Origin of the sequence: Cupriavidus taiwanensis, from assembly GCF_900250075.1 — a bacterium.
In the GTDB taxonomy this organism is placed as follows: Bacteria; Pseudomonadota; Gammaproteobacteria; order Burkholderiales; family Burkholderiaceae; genus Cupriavidus; species Cupriavidus taiwanensis_C.
Map to the genome: position 1 here is coordinate 235,223 of NZ_LT977070.1, position 13,691 is coordinate 248,913.

The 13,691-nt window shown below is 69.6% G+C and carries 11 protein-coding genes; all 11 read left to right on the forward strand.

Translation table 11 applies throughout. The features are described from left to right. The first annotated feature begins 2 nt into the window (after window positions 1-2). The 11 genes from cobN (at window position 3) to CBM2588_RS01100 (ending at window position 13,531) form a co-directional block, all read left to right on the forward strand. Window positions 3-4,016: a cobaltochelatase subunit CobN gene (gene cobN, locus CBM2588_RS01050; RefSeq protein WP_231942083.1), complete on the forward strand. Its 4,014-nt coding sequence runs from the start codon at window positions 3-5 to the stop codon at window positions 4,014-4,016. A 118-nt stretch (window positions 4,017-4,134) separates the two neighbouring features. After that, window positions 4,135-4,644 carry a MotA/TolQ/ExbB proton channel family protein gene (locus tag CBM2588_RS01055; protein ID WP_115678988.1) on the forward strand — a complete coding sequence of 170 codons (510 nt, stop codon included), beginning with the start codon at window positions 4,135-4,137 and terminating at the stop codon, window positions 4,642-4,644. Next, window positions 4,641-4,988, forward strand: a complete 348-nt coding sequence (locus CBM2588_RS01060) for a DUF2149 domain-containing protein (protein WP_115678989.1) — start codon at window positions 4,641-4,643, stop codon at window positions 4,986-4,988. Before CBM2588_RS01055 ends, CBM2588_RS01060 begins: the two co-directional genes overlap by 4 nt. A 13-nt stretch (window positions 4,989-5,001) precedes the next feature. Continuing rightward, window positions 5,002-5,838, forward strand: a complete 837-nt coding sequence (locus CBM2588_RS01065) for a ChaN family lipoprotein (protein WP_115681348.1) — start codon at window positions 5,002-5,004, stop codon at window positions 5,836-5,838. A gap of 353 nt (window positions 5,839-6,191) precedes the next feature. Continuing rightward, the gene (locus CBM2588_RS01070) at window positions 6,192-7,160 is read left to right on the forward strand and encodes a Bug family tripartite tricarboxylate transporter substrate binding protein (protein ID WP_115678990.1); all 969 of its coding nucleotides are present in this window, start codon (window positions 6,192-6,194) and stop codon (window positions 7,158-7,160) included. Window positions 7,161-7,408: 248 nt separating this feature from the next. Then, a complete protein-coding gene (locus CBM2588_RS01075; protein WP_115678991.1) occupies window positions 7,409-7,882 on the forward strand; it encodes a tripartite tricarboxylate transporter TctB family protein in 474 nt (157 codons plus the stop codon). A 28-nt stretch (window positions 7,883-7,910) separates the two neighbouring features. Beyond that, on the forward strand, window positions 7,911-9,425 hold the full coding sequence (locus CBM2588_RS01080) for a tripartite tricarboxylate transporter permease (RefSeq protein WP_115678992.1): 1,515 nt from the start codon (window positions 7,911-7,913) through the stop codon (window positions 9,423-9,425). Between the two features lie 114 nt (window positions 9,426-9,539). After that, entirely contained in the window at window positions 9,540-10,598 is a 1,059-nt protein-coding gene (locus CBM2588_RS01085; RefSeq protein WP_115678993.1) for an AbrB family transcriptional regulator, read from the forward strand. A 50-nt stretch (window positions 10,599-10,648) separates the two neighbouring features. Then, window positions 10,649-11,062 carry a PaaI family thioesterase gene (locus CBM2588_RS01090; RefSeq protein ID WP_115678994.1) on the forward strand — a complete coding sequence of 138 codons (414 nt, stop codon included), beginning with the start codon at window positions 10,649-10,651 and terminating at the stop codon, window positions 11,060-11,062. A gap of 17 nt (window positions 11,063-11,079) precedes the next feature. Continuing rightward, on the forward strand, window positions 11,080-11,976 hold the full coding sequence (locus CBM2588_RS01095) for a patatin-like phospholipase family protein (RefSeq protein WP_115678995.1): 897 nt from the start codon (window positions 11,080-11,082) through the stop codon (window positions 11,974-11,976). 67 nt (window positions 11,977-12,043) lie between these two features. Next, the gene (locus CBM2588_RS01100) at window positions 12,044-13,531 is read left to right on the forward strand and encodes a dihydrolipoyl dehydrogenase family protein (RefSeq protein ID WP_115678996.1); all 1,488 of its coding nucleotides are present in this window, start codon (window positions 12,044-12,046) and stop codon (window positions 13,529-13,531) included. The last annotated feature ends 160 nt before the right edge of the window (window positions 13,532-13,691 follow it).

The following is a 13,691-nucleotide window of genomic DNA, read 5'->3' on the forward strand; positions in this document are numbered from 1 at the left end:
GCATGTCCTCACAAACCATCACTTCGCGCTGGCTCTGGGCGTTGCTGTGCCTGCTGATGTGGACCGGCGCGGCGCAGGCTGCCGCGCCGCGCATCGCCATCCTGACCAGCTCGCCAGTGCCGGCGGGCAAGTTCGGTCCGCTGCGCGAACTGGCCCAGGCCCAGGGCATGTCGCTGGAGGCGCAGTACCTGGAGCGCATGCCGGCGCAGGAGGTCGCGCCGTTTATCCACAACGCCGACCTGCTGATCGTCGATGCGCCGCGCGACCACATCGTGACCGCGATGCTGCAGCGCCTCGGTCCGCTGTGGCGCGACGCGCGCGTGCCGCGCGTGCTGATCGCCACCGACCGCCATGAGGCGCACGGTGTCGACGACGAGCTCGCCGCCCGGCTGCAGGCGTACTACGTCAACGGCGGCCGCGGCAACTTCGGCGCGATGATGCGCACGATCGCGGCCCGCCAGTTCCACCTGCGCAGCGACGATGGCATCCCGGCGCCCGTGGTGTTTCCCAAGGCCGCCTACTACCACCCCAGGCTGGCCGGCGTGATCACTACCTCGCCGCAGGAAGCGCTGGCGGCCTCCGGCAGCAGCGGCCCGGTGATCGGCATCGCCATCCACCAGGCCTATGTGTCCGGCCTCGACAGCGCCTTCATTGACGACCTGATCGGCCGCCTCGAAGCCCGCCACGCGCGCGTGCTCACGTTCTACGGCCCGGTGATGGATGCGGACGGCATCATGCGCATGGCGATGCCCGGCGGCAAGCGCCTGGTCGACGTGCTGGTCAATGGCCAGATAATGCTGAACCCGCATGGCCGCAAGGCCGAGTTCGAGCAGCTCGACGTGCCGGTGCTGCAGGTCATGCCCTACCGCAAGGGCGACGCACAGGCGTGGCAGGACGACCCGCACGGCATCAGCCTGACCGACACGCCGTTCTATCTGGTGCAGCCCGAACTGGCCGGCGTGATCGATCCCATGCTGGCCGCCGCCACGGCCAAGGGCGACGGCGCCATCGTCGGCCTGCCGGCGCAGCTCGATGCGGTGGCCGACAAGGCACTGGCGCTGGCGCGGCTGCGCCACCTGCCCAACGCCGACAAGCGCGTGGCGATCCTGTACTACAACTATCCCGCCGGCGAGAAGAACCTGTCGGCGTCGTTCCTGAACCTGCCGAAGAGCCTGGCCAGCACGCTGGCGGCGCTGCGCGCGGCGGGCTACACCACCGAGGCCGCCGACGAAGCGCGGCTGCAGCGCGACCTCGGCGCGCTGCTGGCGCCCTTCTATCGCAGCGGCAGGCTGGAGCCCTTGCTCGATGCCGGCCTCGCGGTGTGGATGCCGATGTCGGAATACCGCCGCTGGTACGACGCGCAGCCCGCGCCGTTCCGCGCCGCGGTCGCGCAGCGCTGGGGCAATCCCGAGCAATCGGCGATGGCGACCACGCGCCACGGCGAGGCCGGCTTCGTGATCCCGCGGCTGCAGCTCGGCAACGTCGCGCTGATGCCGGTGCCGCCGCGCGGCGAGCGCAATGAGTCGGACGAGAAGGCGCTCTACCACTCCACCTCCACGCCGCTGAACCACTTCTACATGGCGGCCTACCTGTGGGCGCGCCAGGACCGCGAGGCGCTGGTGCACTACGGCACCCACGGCACGCAGGAATGGACCCCGGGCAAGGAGCGCGGCCTGTCGGTCACCGACCAGCCCTACCTGGTGCTGGGCAACGTGCCGGTGATCTATCCGTATATCGTCGATGACGTCGGCGAAGCGATCCAGGCCAAGCGCCGCGGCCGCGCCGTGATCGTCAGCCACCAGACGCCGCCGTTCCGCCCGGCCGGGCTCCATACCGACCTGGTAGCGCTGCACGCCCAGTTGCACGCGTACCTGCAGCAGGACGAAGGCGCGGTGAAGGACACCATCCGCCAGCAGATCCTGTCGCGCAGCGCGTCGATGCATCTGTTCGAAGACATGGGTTGGAGCGCGGCACGGGCGCGCGCCGACTTCAGCGGCTATCTCGATGCGCTGCACATCCACCTGCATGAACTAGGCGGCGCGCTGCAGCCATATGGCCTGCACACCTTCGGCCAGTCGCAGGATCCGGGGCTGCGGCTCTATACGACCATGGCGATGCTCGGCAAGGACTGGCTCAGGCGCGTGTTCCCCGACGAGCCGGAAGAACTGTTCGCGGTCGACTACGCGCAGCTGGCGCAGACGCCGCCCTATGCGATGGTGCGGCGCTACGTGGCCGAGGGCGCGCCGCTGGAGGAACTGCCTGATGCGCGCCAGCGCGAAGACATGCAGCGCGCGCGGCAGCTCTATGCCAGCCTGGATGCCACGCCGGAAAACGCCGGGCTGCTGACCGCGCTGGCGGGCCGCCACCTGCACTCGGGCACCGGCGGCGATCCGGTGCGCAACCCCGACACCTTGCCGACCGGGCGCAACCTGTACGGCTTCGATCCCTCCAAGGTCCCTAGCCGCGAAGCCTGGAAGGCTGGCCAGGCCGCCGCCGAGGCGATGATCGCCGACTGGCGCAAGCGCCATGGCCGTTATCCCGACAAGCTGGCGTTCTCGCTGTGGAGCGTCGAGACCATGCGCCACCAGGGCATGCTGGAAGCGCAGGCGATGGCGGCCCTGGGCGTGCGGCCGAAGTGGGACGACGGCGGTCGTGTGGTCGGTGTCGAGCCGATTGCCGCCGCGGAACTGGGGCGTCCGCGCGTCGACGTGGTGCTGTCGGCGACGGGTCTCTATCGCGACCACTTTCCCAACCTGATGAAGTGGCTGGCCGAGGCCGTCAAGGTGGCCGCCGCGCAGCCGGAGCCCGGCAACGTGGTCGCCGCCAATACGCGCGCGGTGCGCGAGCGCCTGGCCCGGCTCAAGGTCCCCGCTGATCGCCTGGACGGGCTCGCGGTGACGCGCATCTTTGCCAGCGAATCGGGCAACTACGGCACCGGCCTGAACGATGCGGCGCTGGCGACCGACACCTTCGGCAGCGACCGCCAGGCCGATGCCAAGCTGGCGAGGCTGTATCTGGCGCGCATGCAGTACGCCTACGGCCCGGACGAGCAGCACTGGGGCGAGGCGTTGCCGCAGGTCAACCTGTATGCCGAGAACCTCAAGGGCGTCGACGGCGCGCTGCTGGCGCGCAGTTCCAACCTGTACGGCATGCTGACCACCGACGACCCGTTCCAGTACCTCGGCGGCATCGGCCTGGCGGTGCGCCACCTGACCGGCAAGGCGCCGGAGCTGCTGATCTCCAACCTGCGCGATGCCAGCCAGGCGCGCACAGAGACCGCCGCCGGCTTCCTTGCCAGCGAGCTGCGCACGCGCTACTTCCATCCGGGCTGGATCGAGGGCATGAAGGCCGAGGGCTACAGCGGCGCGCTGAACGTGCTCGACACCGTCAACAACTTCTGGGGCTGGACCGCGGTCTCGCCCGAGATCGTGCGCGACGACCAGTGGACCGAGTTTGCCGAGGTCTATGTCAACGACAAGCACAAGCTCGGCCTCAACGACTGGTTCGAAACGAACGCGCCGCAGGCCCAGGCGCAGGTGATCGAACGCATGCTGGAAGCCGCACGCAAGGGCTACTGGAAGGCCGACAGCAAGCTCTTGCAGACGCTGGCGCAGCGCTATCAGGACCTGGCGCAGCGGCACGACATCGTCAGCCACAACCGCGCGTTCAACCAGTATCGCGAGCAGCAGGCCCGGGCTGCCGCGCCGGGCTATGGCTTGCAGCCGCTCGCTGCGGCGCCGCGTCCGGCGCCGGCGCCGGCGCCAACGCCGCCGCAGCCTGCCGTCGCGGCACCCGCTCCGGCACCCGCTCCGGCACCCGCACCCGCGCCGAACCCGCCGCAGCCCGTGCAAGGCATGGAACTGGTGGAGCGCAAGCCGCCCGCGGCCGAGATCGTGCCGGTGCTGTCGTGGCTGGCCGGCGGCATCGCGCTGGCGGCGGCGATCGCGGGCGGCGCGCTCAGCGCGCGGCGGCGCTTTGCTGCGAGCAGATCCGAGGCATGGCTGCCGCACCGCTGAGTTTCGTTCCGTCATTCCCGCGAAGGCGGGAATCCAGCGTCTTGAAGAGTCACTGGGTCCCCGCCGTCGCGGGGACGACGAGTAGTTCGATTGTGTACTCCCAGACGACTGAGGTCCCATGACACCCACCCTGCTCGAAACCCTGATGTACGACGTCGGCCAGCTGTTCCTGATCCCGACGCTGGCGCTGATCGCGCTGCTGTTTCTCTATGCCTTCTGGGCCCTCGGCGAATTCGCCATGCAGGCCTGGCTGCGCGCGCGCCATCCGGTCGCCAGCGGGCGCGGCTACGTGCTGGTGGCCTGGGCGCGCAGGCACAAGGTGGCCGATGCCGACGCGCTCGACGTCGCCGCGCACCGCCTGCTGGAGCGCCCGCGCATTGCCACGCGCGTGGCGCCGATGCTGGGGCTGGTGGCGACCATGATCCCGATGGGCCCCGCGCTCAAGGGGCTGTCGGGTGGCAACCTGGCCAATGTGGGCGAGAATCTCACCATCGCCTTCTCCGCGGTGATCCTGGCGCTGATCGCGGCCAGCATCACGTTCTGGGTGGTCAACGTGCGCCGGCGCTGGCTGGCCGAGGAACTGGTGTGGCTGGCGCAGTCGCGGCCGCAGTGGGAGGTGGACGAATGAAGTTCCTGGAAGAGAGCGAGGCCGACGACCCGATCCTGTCGGTGGTGAACCTGATCGACGTGTTCCTGGTGGTGATCGCCGCGCTGCTGGTGGCGATCGCGCAGAACCCGGCCAACCCGTTCACCCATGATGACGTCACCATCATCAGGAATCCCGGCAAGCCGAACATGGAGATCGTGTCGCGCCAGGGCGAGAAGGTGGTGCGCTACCAGGCCAGCGGCCAGGTCGGCAGCGGCGACGGCATCAAGGCCGGCGTGGCGTACCGGATGCAGGACGGATCGATGGTGTACGTGCCGGAGCAGCCGCCGCCGCAGGCGTCGGTGCCGGCCACTGAAACGAGATAAGGGAGACCACGTGATCTCATTCCGCTTGTACGCGGCCGCCACGCTGGCCGCTGCCGTTGCCGTGCTGGGCGCCGGCTGTGCGGCTCCGGGGCCGGCGCCATCGGCGCTCAGCGCCGCCTTCGCCGGCAAGCCCTACGTGCTGCTGGGCGAGGTCCACGACAACGCCATCGGCCAGCAGCAGCGGCTGGAGGCGCTGACCCGCGCGATCGAGCAAGGCTGGCGCCCGGCCATCGCCATGGAGCAGTTCGACCGCGAGCGCCAGGCCGACATCGACCGGGCCCGGCGCGAGCGCCCGCGCGATGCCGACTACCTGATCGCGCAGGCCGGCGGGGGCGCGTGGCAGTGGCCGTTGTACAAGCCGGTGGTGGCGCTGGCGCTGCACTATGACTTGCCGCTGGTCGCCGCCAACCTGTCGCGCGCCGATGCGGCCAAGATCGTGCGCGGCGGGCTCGACGGGCTGTTTTCCGCGGACGAGCGGCAGCGCCTTGGCCTGACCGGCGCGTTGCCGCCGGACCTGGTGGCGGCGCAGACCGCGGTGCTCGACCGCGGGCATTGCGGCAATTTCCCCAAGGCGATGCTGCCCGGCATGCTGGCGGCACAGGCCGCGCGCGACGCGGTGATGGCGCAGGCGTTGCGGCCTTATGCGGGTCGCGGCGCGGTGCTGATCGCGGGGAACGGGCATGTGCGGCGCGATGTGGGGGTGCCGCGCTGGCTGGGCGGTGACGCCGGGCAGGCGCTCAGCATCGGCTATGTGGAAAACGCGCCTGACAAGGGGGAGTTCGACATGGCGGTGGTGGTGCCGGCGGTCGGGCGCAAGGATCCTTGCCTGCAGGCGAAGCCGGCGGGGTGAGGTGGTGTTTCAGGGCCGGCGTCTCCACGAAGTGCCGCCCTTCCACCCGTCCACTCTCCTCCATCCACGTAAACCCCACCCCGCTCTCCCCCGATTTGACAGCCTTTTGACAGTTTCCCCCGCCTAGAATCCGCCCCAAGGCCGGAAGTTCCGGCCTGACGTTCACCAAAATCCAAGAACAGTCCCGGCCAGCCCCCGCCGCGCCGGACAGGAGACAAGCCCGGTGCCGCGCTAATGCGCACGCCCCCGGGCGCACATCCCGTCCCGCAACGCCGTGGCCGCCGGAACCCCCGGGTCGGATCGCGGCCGCCATCGACTGGCAAGCGATCACCGGTATTACCAAGGAGACCGCCATGCGCCGTACCTATTTCCGCTTCGCCCATGCCGTGATGGCATCCGCCACCGTTGCCGCCGCTGCCGTGGCCGCACCCGCCTTCGCGATGGACAACGTCAAGGTCATGATCGGCGCCAACCCCGGCGGCGGCTTCGACCAGACCGGCCGCTCGCTGGGCGCGGCGATGATCGCCGCGGGCCAGGCCAAGGCCGCTTCGTACGACAACAAGGGCGGCGCCGGCGGCACCATCGCGCTGACGCAGTTCGTCAACACCGACAAGGGCAATCCCAACGCGCTGATGGTGGTGGGCGCGGTGATGGTCGGCGCGATCGAGACCAACAAGCCGCCGGTCACGCTGAAGAACGCCACGCCGATCGCGCGCCTGTTCGCCGACACCATGGTCATCACCGTGCCGGCCAGCTCGCCGATCAAGTCGGTCAAGGACCTGACCACGCAACTGAAGGCCAACCCCGGCAGCGTCAGCTGGGGCGGCGGCTCCAAGGGCTCGATCGACCATATCCTGGCCGGCCTGGTCGCCAAGGAAAGCGGCGTGGATCCGAAGAAGGTCAACTACGTGCCGTTCCAGGGCGGCGGCGAAGCCTCGGCCTCTATCATGGGCGGGCACGTGACGGTGGGCATCGCCGGCGTGTCGGAGTTCCTGCCCTTTATCAAGAGCGGCAAGATGCGCGCGCTGGCGGTCACGTCCAAGGACCGCGTTGCCGATATCCCGACGCTGAAGGAGCAAGGCGTCAACGTCGAGATCTATAACTGGCGCGGCGTGTACGGCGCGCCGGGCATCACGCCCGAGCAGCGCAAGGCCATGATCGACGCGGTGGTCAAGGCCACCGAGAGCAAGGCCTGGAAGGACACGCTGCAGAAGAACGACTGGACCCCGTTCCTGCTGACCGGGGACGAGTTCGGCAAGTTCGTCGAGAGCGAATCGACCCGCCTGGGCGGCACGCTGCGTGAACTGGGCGTGGCCAAGTAACACTGTGCTGGCGCGCAGGGCTGCAGCGCCCTGCATACCGCCTTGACGCACTCTCTCGCTTTACCTGTCGTGCCTGCCGACGCCACCGGTGATCCCGGCGGCCGGAAACACGGCGCGGGGCCCGGTGTCCACCTGCGATACCGAAGACAACAACACATGTCACTGGGCCCCGCCGCCGCGCGGGCAGCATCCGCCAGCGTCGCGCACGCCCGCCCCCGCGGCCCGGCGACCATGGCCAAGGAGTCTTCATGAAACCCTCGCACCTCGCCATCGGCATCGCCGTGCTGGCGATCTCGCTGTTCTTCTTCCTCGGCCTGTCCGGCATCACCGGCGACGAGGGCTATGCGGGCCTGTCGCCGCGCTTCGTGCCTACGCTGGTGGCGATCGGCCTGGCGGTGTGCGGCGCGCTGCTGACCTGGCAGGGCGTGCGCGGCGGTTTCCGCAACATGCCGGAAGAGGATGCCGAACTGCCCAACGCGCCACACAACTTCGTCGGCTTCGTCTGGGTCGCCGCGGGCCTGGTGCTGAACATGGCGCTGATCGGCACGCTCGGCTTTGTCTTGTCGTCGACGCTGCTGATGGTCTGCGTGGCGCGCGGCTATGGCAGCCGCCGTATCGTGCGCGACGCGATCATCGGGCTGTGCATCACGGTGCCGATGTGGGCGCTGTTCGAATTCCTGCTCGGCATCAACCTGCCGCTGCTGCCCATCGCCGGCTTCTGAGCCCGCTCGTCACGCAAGGAGTCTTCGCATGGATACCCTGAACCAGCTGATGCACGGCTTTGCCGTCGCGATCACGCCGATCAACCTGATGTGGGCCCTGGTGGGCTGCTTCCTCGGCACCGCCATCGGCGTGCTGCCCGGCATCGGCCCCGCGCTGACGGTGGCGATGCTGCTGCCGCTGACCGCCAAGGTCGAGCCCACCGCGGCGCTGATCATGTTCGCCGGCATCTACTACGGCGCGATGTACGGCGGCTCGACCACCTCGATCCTGATGAACACGCCGGGCGAGTCTTCCACCATGGTCACCGCCATGGAAGGCAACCTGATGGCCAAGAACGGCCGCGCCGGCCCGGCGCTGGCGACCGCCGCGATCGGCTCGTTCGTGGCCGGCACCATCGCCACCGTGATGCTGTCGCTGTTCGCGCCGGTGGCCGCCGACGTGGCGCTGCAGTTCGGCCCGGGCGAATACTTCATGATCATGCTGCTGGCCTTCACCACGGTCTCGGCGGTGCTGGGCTCGTCGCTGCTGCGCGGCATGACCGCGCTGTTCCTGGGCCTGGGCATCGGCCTGATCGGCATGGACTCGCTGTCGGGGCAGACCCGCTATTCGATGAACGTGCAGGAGCTGTACGACGGCATCGACATCGTGGTGGTCGCCGTCGGCCTGTTCGCGGTGGGCGAGGCCCTGTTCAACGCCTTCTTCCCGCAGCCGCCCAGCACCTACAACAAGCTCAGCTCGACCCATATGAACCGGTCGGACTGGAAGCGATCGCTGCCGGCGTGGATCCGCGGCACCTTCATCGGCTTTCCGTTCGGGCTGATCCCGGCGGGCGGCGCCGAGATCCCGACCTTCCTGTCGTATGCGACCGAGAAGAAGCTGTCGGACCACAAGGAAGAGTTCGGCAAGGTCGGCGCGATCGAAGGCGTGGCCGGCCCCGAGGCCGCCAACAACTCGGCCGTGACGGCGACGCTGGCACCGCTGCTGACGCTGGGCATCCCCACCTCCAACACCACCGCGATCCTGCTCGCGGCGTTCCAGAACTACAACCTGCAGCCGGGGCCGATGCTGTTCCAGACCTCGGGCGACCTGGTGTGGGGCCTGCTGGCGTCGCTGTATATCGGCAACGTGATGCTGCTGGTGCTGAACCTGCCCGCGATCGGCCTGTGGGTGCGCATGCTGCGCGTGCCGACGCCGCTGCTGTATGGCGGCATCCTGATCTTCGCCGGCCTGGGCGCGTACGGCATCCGCCAGTCGTGGTTCGACCTGCTGCTGCTGTTCGTGATCGGCCTGCTCGGCATGGTGATGCGCCGCTTCGACTTCCCCACCGCGCCGGTGATCGTCGGCATGATCCTCGGGCCGATGGCGGAGAAGCAGCTGCGCAACGCGCTGTCGATCGGCCAGGGCGACTGGAGCCTGTTCCTGCGCCAGCCGATCTCGGCCTCGATCCTGGCGCTGACGGTGGCGGTGGTGGTGATCCCGCGCCTGCTGCGCTGGCACGCCGGGCGCGGCAGCGCGCATGCGCAGGCAGACAACGCCGCGTGATTCGCGTTAGCATGCGATAGTCTCTCCGGGGGCCCGGCGCCATGGCGCGCGGGCCTCTTTGCTTTCCTTCGTCACAACAACAAGCGCCGGCGCCCCGCGCCAGGCCGCTGACCAATGCCGCTTGCCGCCAACCGCTGGCTGTCCGCGCTGCCCACGCTGGCGCTCGGGCTGGCCGCCGCCCTGCTCTGCACTCTCCTGCATACGCCGCTGCCGTGGATGATCGGGCCGCTGCTGGCGGTGGCCGCCGCGCGCATGGCCGGCGCCGACCTGCGCGCCCCGGCGCAGGCGCGCAATGCCGGCCAATGGGTCATCGGTGCCTCGCTTGGGCTGTACTTCACGCCGGACGTGGTGGCGCGGCTGGTGGAATACCTGCCGTACATCGTCGCCGGATCGCTGTTCGCGCTGGCGCTGGGCGCGGGCGGCGCGCTGCTGCTGCGGCGGACCACCGGCGTCGCCTTCAAGACCGCGTTCTTCTCCACCGCGATCGGCGGTGCCTCGGAGATGGCCAACCTGGCCGAGCGCAACGGCGCGCGCATCGACCAGGTGGCGGCCGCGCATTCGCTGCGGGTGCTGATGGTGGTGGTGACGGTGCCGGCGATCTTCCAGTACGGCGGCATCCACGGGCTCGACCCCTATATTCCGGGCCCGCGCGTGGTCAGCGCGCCGGGGCTGGTGGCGCTGGTGGCGATCACGCTGGGTGTGGCTTTGCTGGTGAAGCGGCTGAACATGCCCAACCCGTTCGTGATCGGCACGCTGCTGGCAGCCGCGGTGCTGACCGCCTGCGGCATCGAGCTGTCGGCGATCCCCACCTGGATGAGCCGGGCCGGCCAGCTGCTGATCGGGGTGTCGCTGGGGGTGCGTTTCTCGCGCGAGTTCCTGCATACCGCGCCGCGCTTCCTGTCGGGGGTGGCGCTGTACACCGTGCTGGCGCTGGTGGTGTCGGCGCTGTTCGGCTGGGGGCTGTCGGCGCTGTCGGGCGCGCATCCGGCCACGGTGATCCTGGGCACCACGCCGGGCGGCATCGCCGAGATGTGCATCACCGCCAAGGTGCTGGAGGTCGGGGTGCCGCTGGTGACCGCCTTCCACGTGATCCGGATGGCGTTCGTGGTGCTGGCCACCGGGCCCCTGTATCATTGCCTCAAACATCGCGTCGCGCCGGAGGAGACGGAATAGCGGTCCGCCACAGGATCGCCATGGCGCGGCCAGACAGAACAAGGAGCCTCATGCCCGAAGCCCTGACCCTTGCCGACATCGACGCCACGCTCGAGCGCGTGCTGGCGCCGTGGGTGCGCCAGCTTGGTCTGCGCGCCGAAGCCGTCGATGAGCGCGGCGTGACGCTGCGCCTGCCGTTCAGCGAATCGTTCCGCCATGCGGGCGGCGTGGTCTGCGGCCAGGTGCTGATTTCCGCCGCGGATACCGCCATGATTGTTGCCGTGGCCAGCGCGCTGGGCGCGTTCCGGCCGATGACCACGGTCACCCTGACCACCAACTTCATGCGTCCGGTGATCGACGGCGACGTGCTGGTGCGCGCCAATGTGCTGCGGCTGGGCAAGACCGTGGTGTTCGGCGAGATCGAGCTGACCGGCACCGACGGCAAGCTCGCGGTGCAGGCCACCACCACCTACGCCCTGCTCTGACGCGCTCCGGATCTCCCATGGCTTGCGGTGACGCCAATCCCTTCGACCAGGTCGTCTTTGCCGGCGGCGGCAACCGCTGCTGGTGGCAGGCGGGCTGGTGGGACACGGTCGCGCCGGAACTGCAACTGCGTCCGCGCGTGATCGCCGCGATCTCGGCCGGCGCGGCTACCGCCTGCATGGTCTATGCGCACGACTCGCACCAGACCATGGACTATTACCGGGCGGTGCTGGCCGACAACCGCCGCAACGTCTACTGGGGCAACCTGCTGCGCAACGAGCGCGTGTTCCCGCATTACGGCATCTACCGCACCGCGCTGCTGACCATCTTTGCCGATGGGCGCCTCGCGCACCTGCAGCAGGCGCCCGAGATCCGCATCGGCGTGGCGCATATCCCGCGCTGGAGCGGCCCGCGCCTGGCGGTGGCGGCCGGGCTGCTGGCCTACAACATCGACAAGCACGTGCTCAAGACGCTGCACCCGCGGCTGGGGCGCAAGCTGGGCTTCCGGCCCGAGTTCGTGCGCGCGCAGGACTGCGCCTCGCCCGAGCAGTTGGCCGACCTGCTGCTGCAGTCGGCGTCGACGCCGCCGTTCACGCCCGTGCTGCGCCGCGACGGGCGCCCGGTGCTGGACGGCGGACTGGTCGACAACGTGCCGGTCGACGCGCTCGACGCCGCGCCCGGCAATGTGCTGGTGCTGGTCACGCGGCTGTACCCGCGCCCGCGCCGTTTCGTGCTCGAGCAAGGCGGCCAGCGCCGCCTGTACCTGCAGCCCTCGCAGCGCGTGCCGATCTCGAGCTGGGACTACACCCGGCCCGACGCCATGACGCACGCCTACGAACTCGGCCGCCGCGACGGGGAAACTTTCCTGCGCGAGTGGCCGTCGATCCTGAATACCGAACTGCGGCCCGCTGCCTAGTTTCCGTGTTGCCGGCGCTGGCCTGATGATTGTCGATGCGGCCCGCGTGCCGCGACAGGAGGCATGGATGACCAAACGCCAGACACCGCTTTCCATCGTGCAGGGAACCAGCGCGCCGCGGCGCGCCCGCGGGGTGAGCGCGGCGCCGCCGGTGCAGCAGGTGCCGCGTGCGCGCAGCGGCCGCAGCCGTCGCAACGACAAGTCGCGCGAGGCCGACCTGGTGGTGATCGGCGGCGGCTCGGCCGGCGTGGCGTGCGCGCGGCGCGCGGCCGCGCATGGCGCGCGCGTGATCCTGGTCGAGCGCGACGCGATTGGCGGCACCTGCGTCAACCGCGGCTGCGTGCCCAAGAAAATGCTGTCCTACGGGGCCTCGTGGTCGGCCATCCTGTCGGGCTGCCTGTCCCACACCGGCGGACACGAGGACTGGCGCGATGCCATCGTGCGCGTCAACGCCGAGGTCGCGCGTCTGAACGTGGGCTATACCCAGCGCCTGACCGATTCCGGCGTCGAAGTCCTGCACGGCGAGGCACGCGTCACCGGGCCGGAGGAAGTCTGCGTCGGCGACGAGACCATCCGTGCGCGCCGCATCCTGATCGCCACCGGCGCGCGCCCGCGCACGCTCGAGGTGCCGGGGGGCGACCTGGCCGCAAGCTCCGACGACGTCTTCACCTGGCAGAGCCTGCCCGCGTCAGTCGCCGTCATCGGCGGCGGCTATATCGGCGTGGAACAGGCCTCGATCCTGTCGCGCTACGGCGTGAAGGTAGACCTGATCGTCGCCGGCGAGCGGCTGCTGCCGCATTTCGACCACGACATCGGCGCGGCGCTGGCCGACGCGCTGACCGCGCGCGGCGTGCGGCTGCACCTGAACGCGCGCGTGCACCTGCTGAGCCAGGCCAACGGCGCCGTCGAAGTCTGCTACCAGCCTACCAACGACCCGGCCCGCGCCGGCCAGACCGAGTCCGTGCGCGCGCAGGCTGCGCTGGCGGCGATCGGGCGCGTTTCCAACGTGCAGGGCCTGGGGCTGGAAGCGCTGGGCGTGGACTTCGGCGAGCGGGGCGGCATCCGCGTGGACCGCCAGTTCCGCAGCAGCGTGCGTAGCGTCTATGCGCTGGGCGATGCTATCGACGGCCTGCACCTTACCCCTGTGGCCACCGCGCAGGGGCGCTGGCTGGCTGATCGCCTGTTCGGGCGGCGCGGCGAACGCGCCGATTTCGATTTCGTGCCGACCGCGGTGTTCTGCGAGCCCGCCATCGGTGCGGTGGGATTGACCGAAGCGCAGGCCATCGAGGCTGCCGGCAAGCCCGAGCGTATCCGTACCGTGGTGAAGCGCTTTGTCTCGCTGGAGCATCGCTTTGCCGGCACGCCGCATCAGTCGGTGTTCAAGCTGGTGCTCAATGCGCGCAGCGGGCGCGTGCTGGGGGTGCATCTGATGGATAACGCGGCGCCAGAGGTTGTGCAGGCGCTGGCGGTGGCGTTAAGGCTGGGGGTAAGGGAGTCGCATTTGCAGACGACGGTGCAGGTGCATCCTACGGTGGCGGAGGAGTTGTTTGGATAGTTTCGAAAATTCAGCTCGCTCGAATGGCGTCGCTGTTGGTGACATGCTGTTGGCTGTTGAACCGCGTGGTTCCGCCCTGCTGGGCGGGTCACTTTTTGGCCGAGCGCCGAAAAGTAACCAAAAAGCGCGTTTACTGCCCTGCGGGCGGCATGTCTTATCG

Bases quoted from the DNA above. Each gene is read 5' to 3' on its own strand.
- CBM2588_RS01060 (WP_115678989.1), top strand. From the start codon at position 4,641: ATGAAGTTCCTGGAAGAGAGCGAGGCCGACGACCCGATCCTGTCGGTG.
- CBM2588_RS01095 (WP_115678995.1), top strand. From the start codon at position 11,080: ATGGCTTGCGGTGACGCCAATCCCTTCGACCAGGTCGTCTTTGCCGGC.
- CBM2588_RS01055 (WP_115678988.1), top strand. From the start codon at position 4,135: ATGACACCCACCCTGCTCGAAACCCTGATGTACGACGTCGGCCAGCTG.
- CBM2588_RS01100 (WP_115678996.1), top strand. From the start codon at position 12,044: ATGACCAAACGCCAGACACCGCTTTCCATCGTGCAGGGAACCAGCGCG.
- CBM2588_RS01085 (WP_115678993.1), top strand. From the start codon at position 9,540: ATGCCGCTTGCCGCCAACCGCTGGCTGTCCGCGCTGCCCACGCTGGCG.
- cobN (WP_231942083.1), top strand. From the start codon at position 3: ATGTCCTCACAAACCATCACTTCGCGCTGGCTCTGGGCGTTGCTGTGC.
- CBM2588_RS01090 (WP_115678994.1), top strand. From the start codon at position 10,649: ATGCCCGAAGCCCTGACCCTTGCCGACATCGACGCCACGCTCGAGCGC.
- CBM2588_RS01075 (WP_115678991.1), top strand. From the start codon at position 7,409: ATGAAACCCTCGCACCTCGCCATCGGCATCGCCGTGCTGGCGATCTCG.
- CBM2588_RS01070 (WP_115678990.1), top strand. From the start codon at position 6,192: ATGCGCCGTACCTATTTCCGCTTCGCCCATGCCGTGATGGCATCCGCC.
- CBM2588_RS01080 (WP_115678992.1), top strand. From the start codon at position 7,911: ATGGATACCCTGAACCAGCTGATGCACGGCTTTGCCGTCGCGATCACG.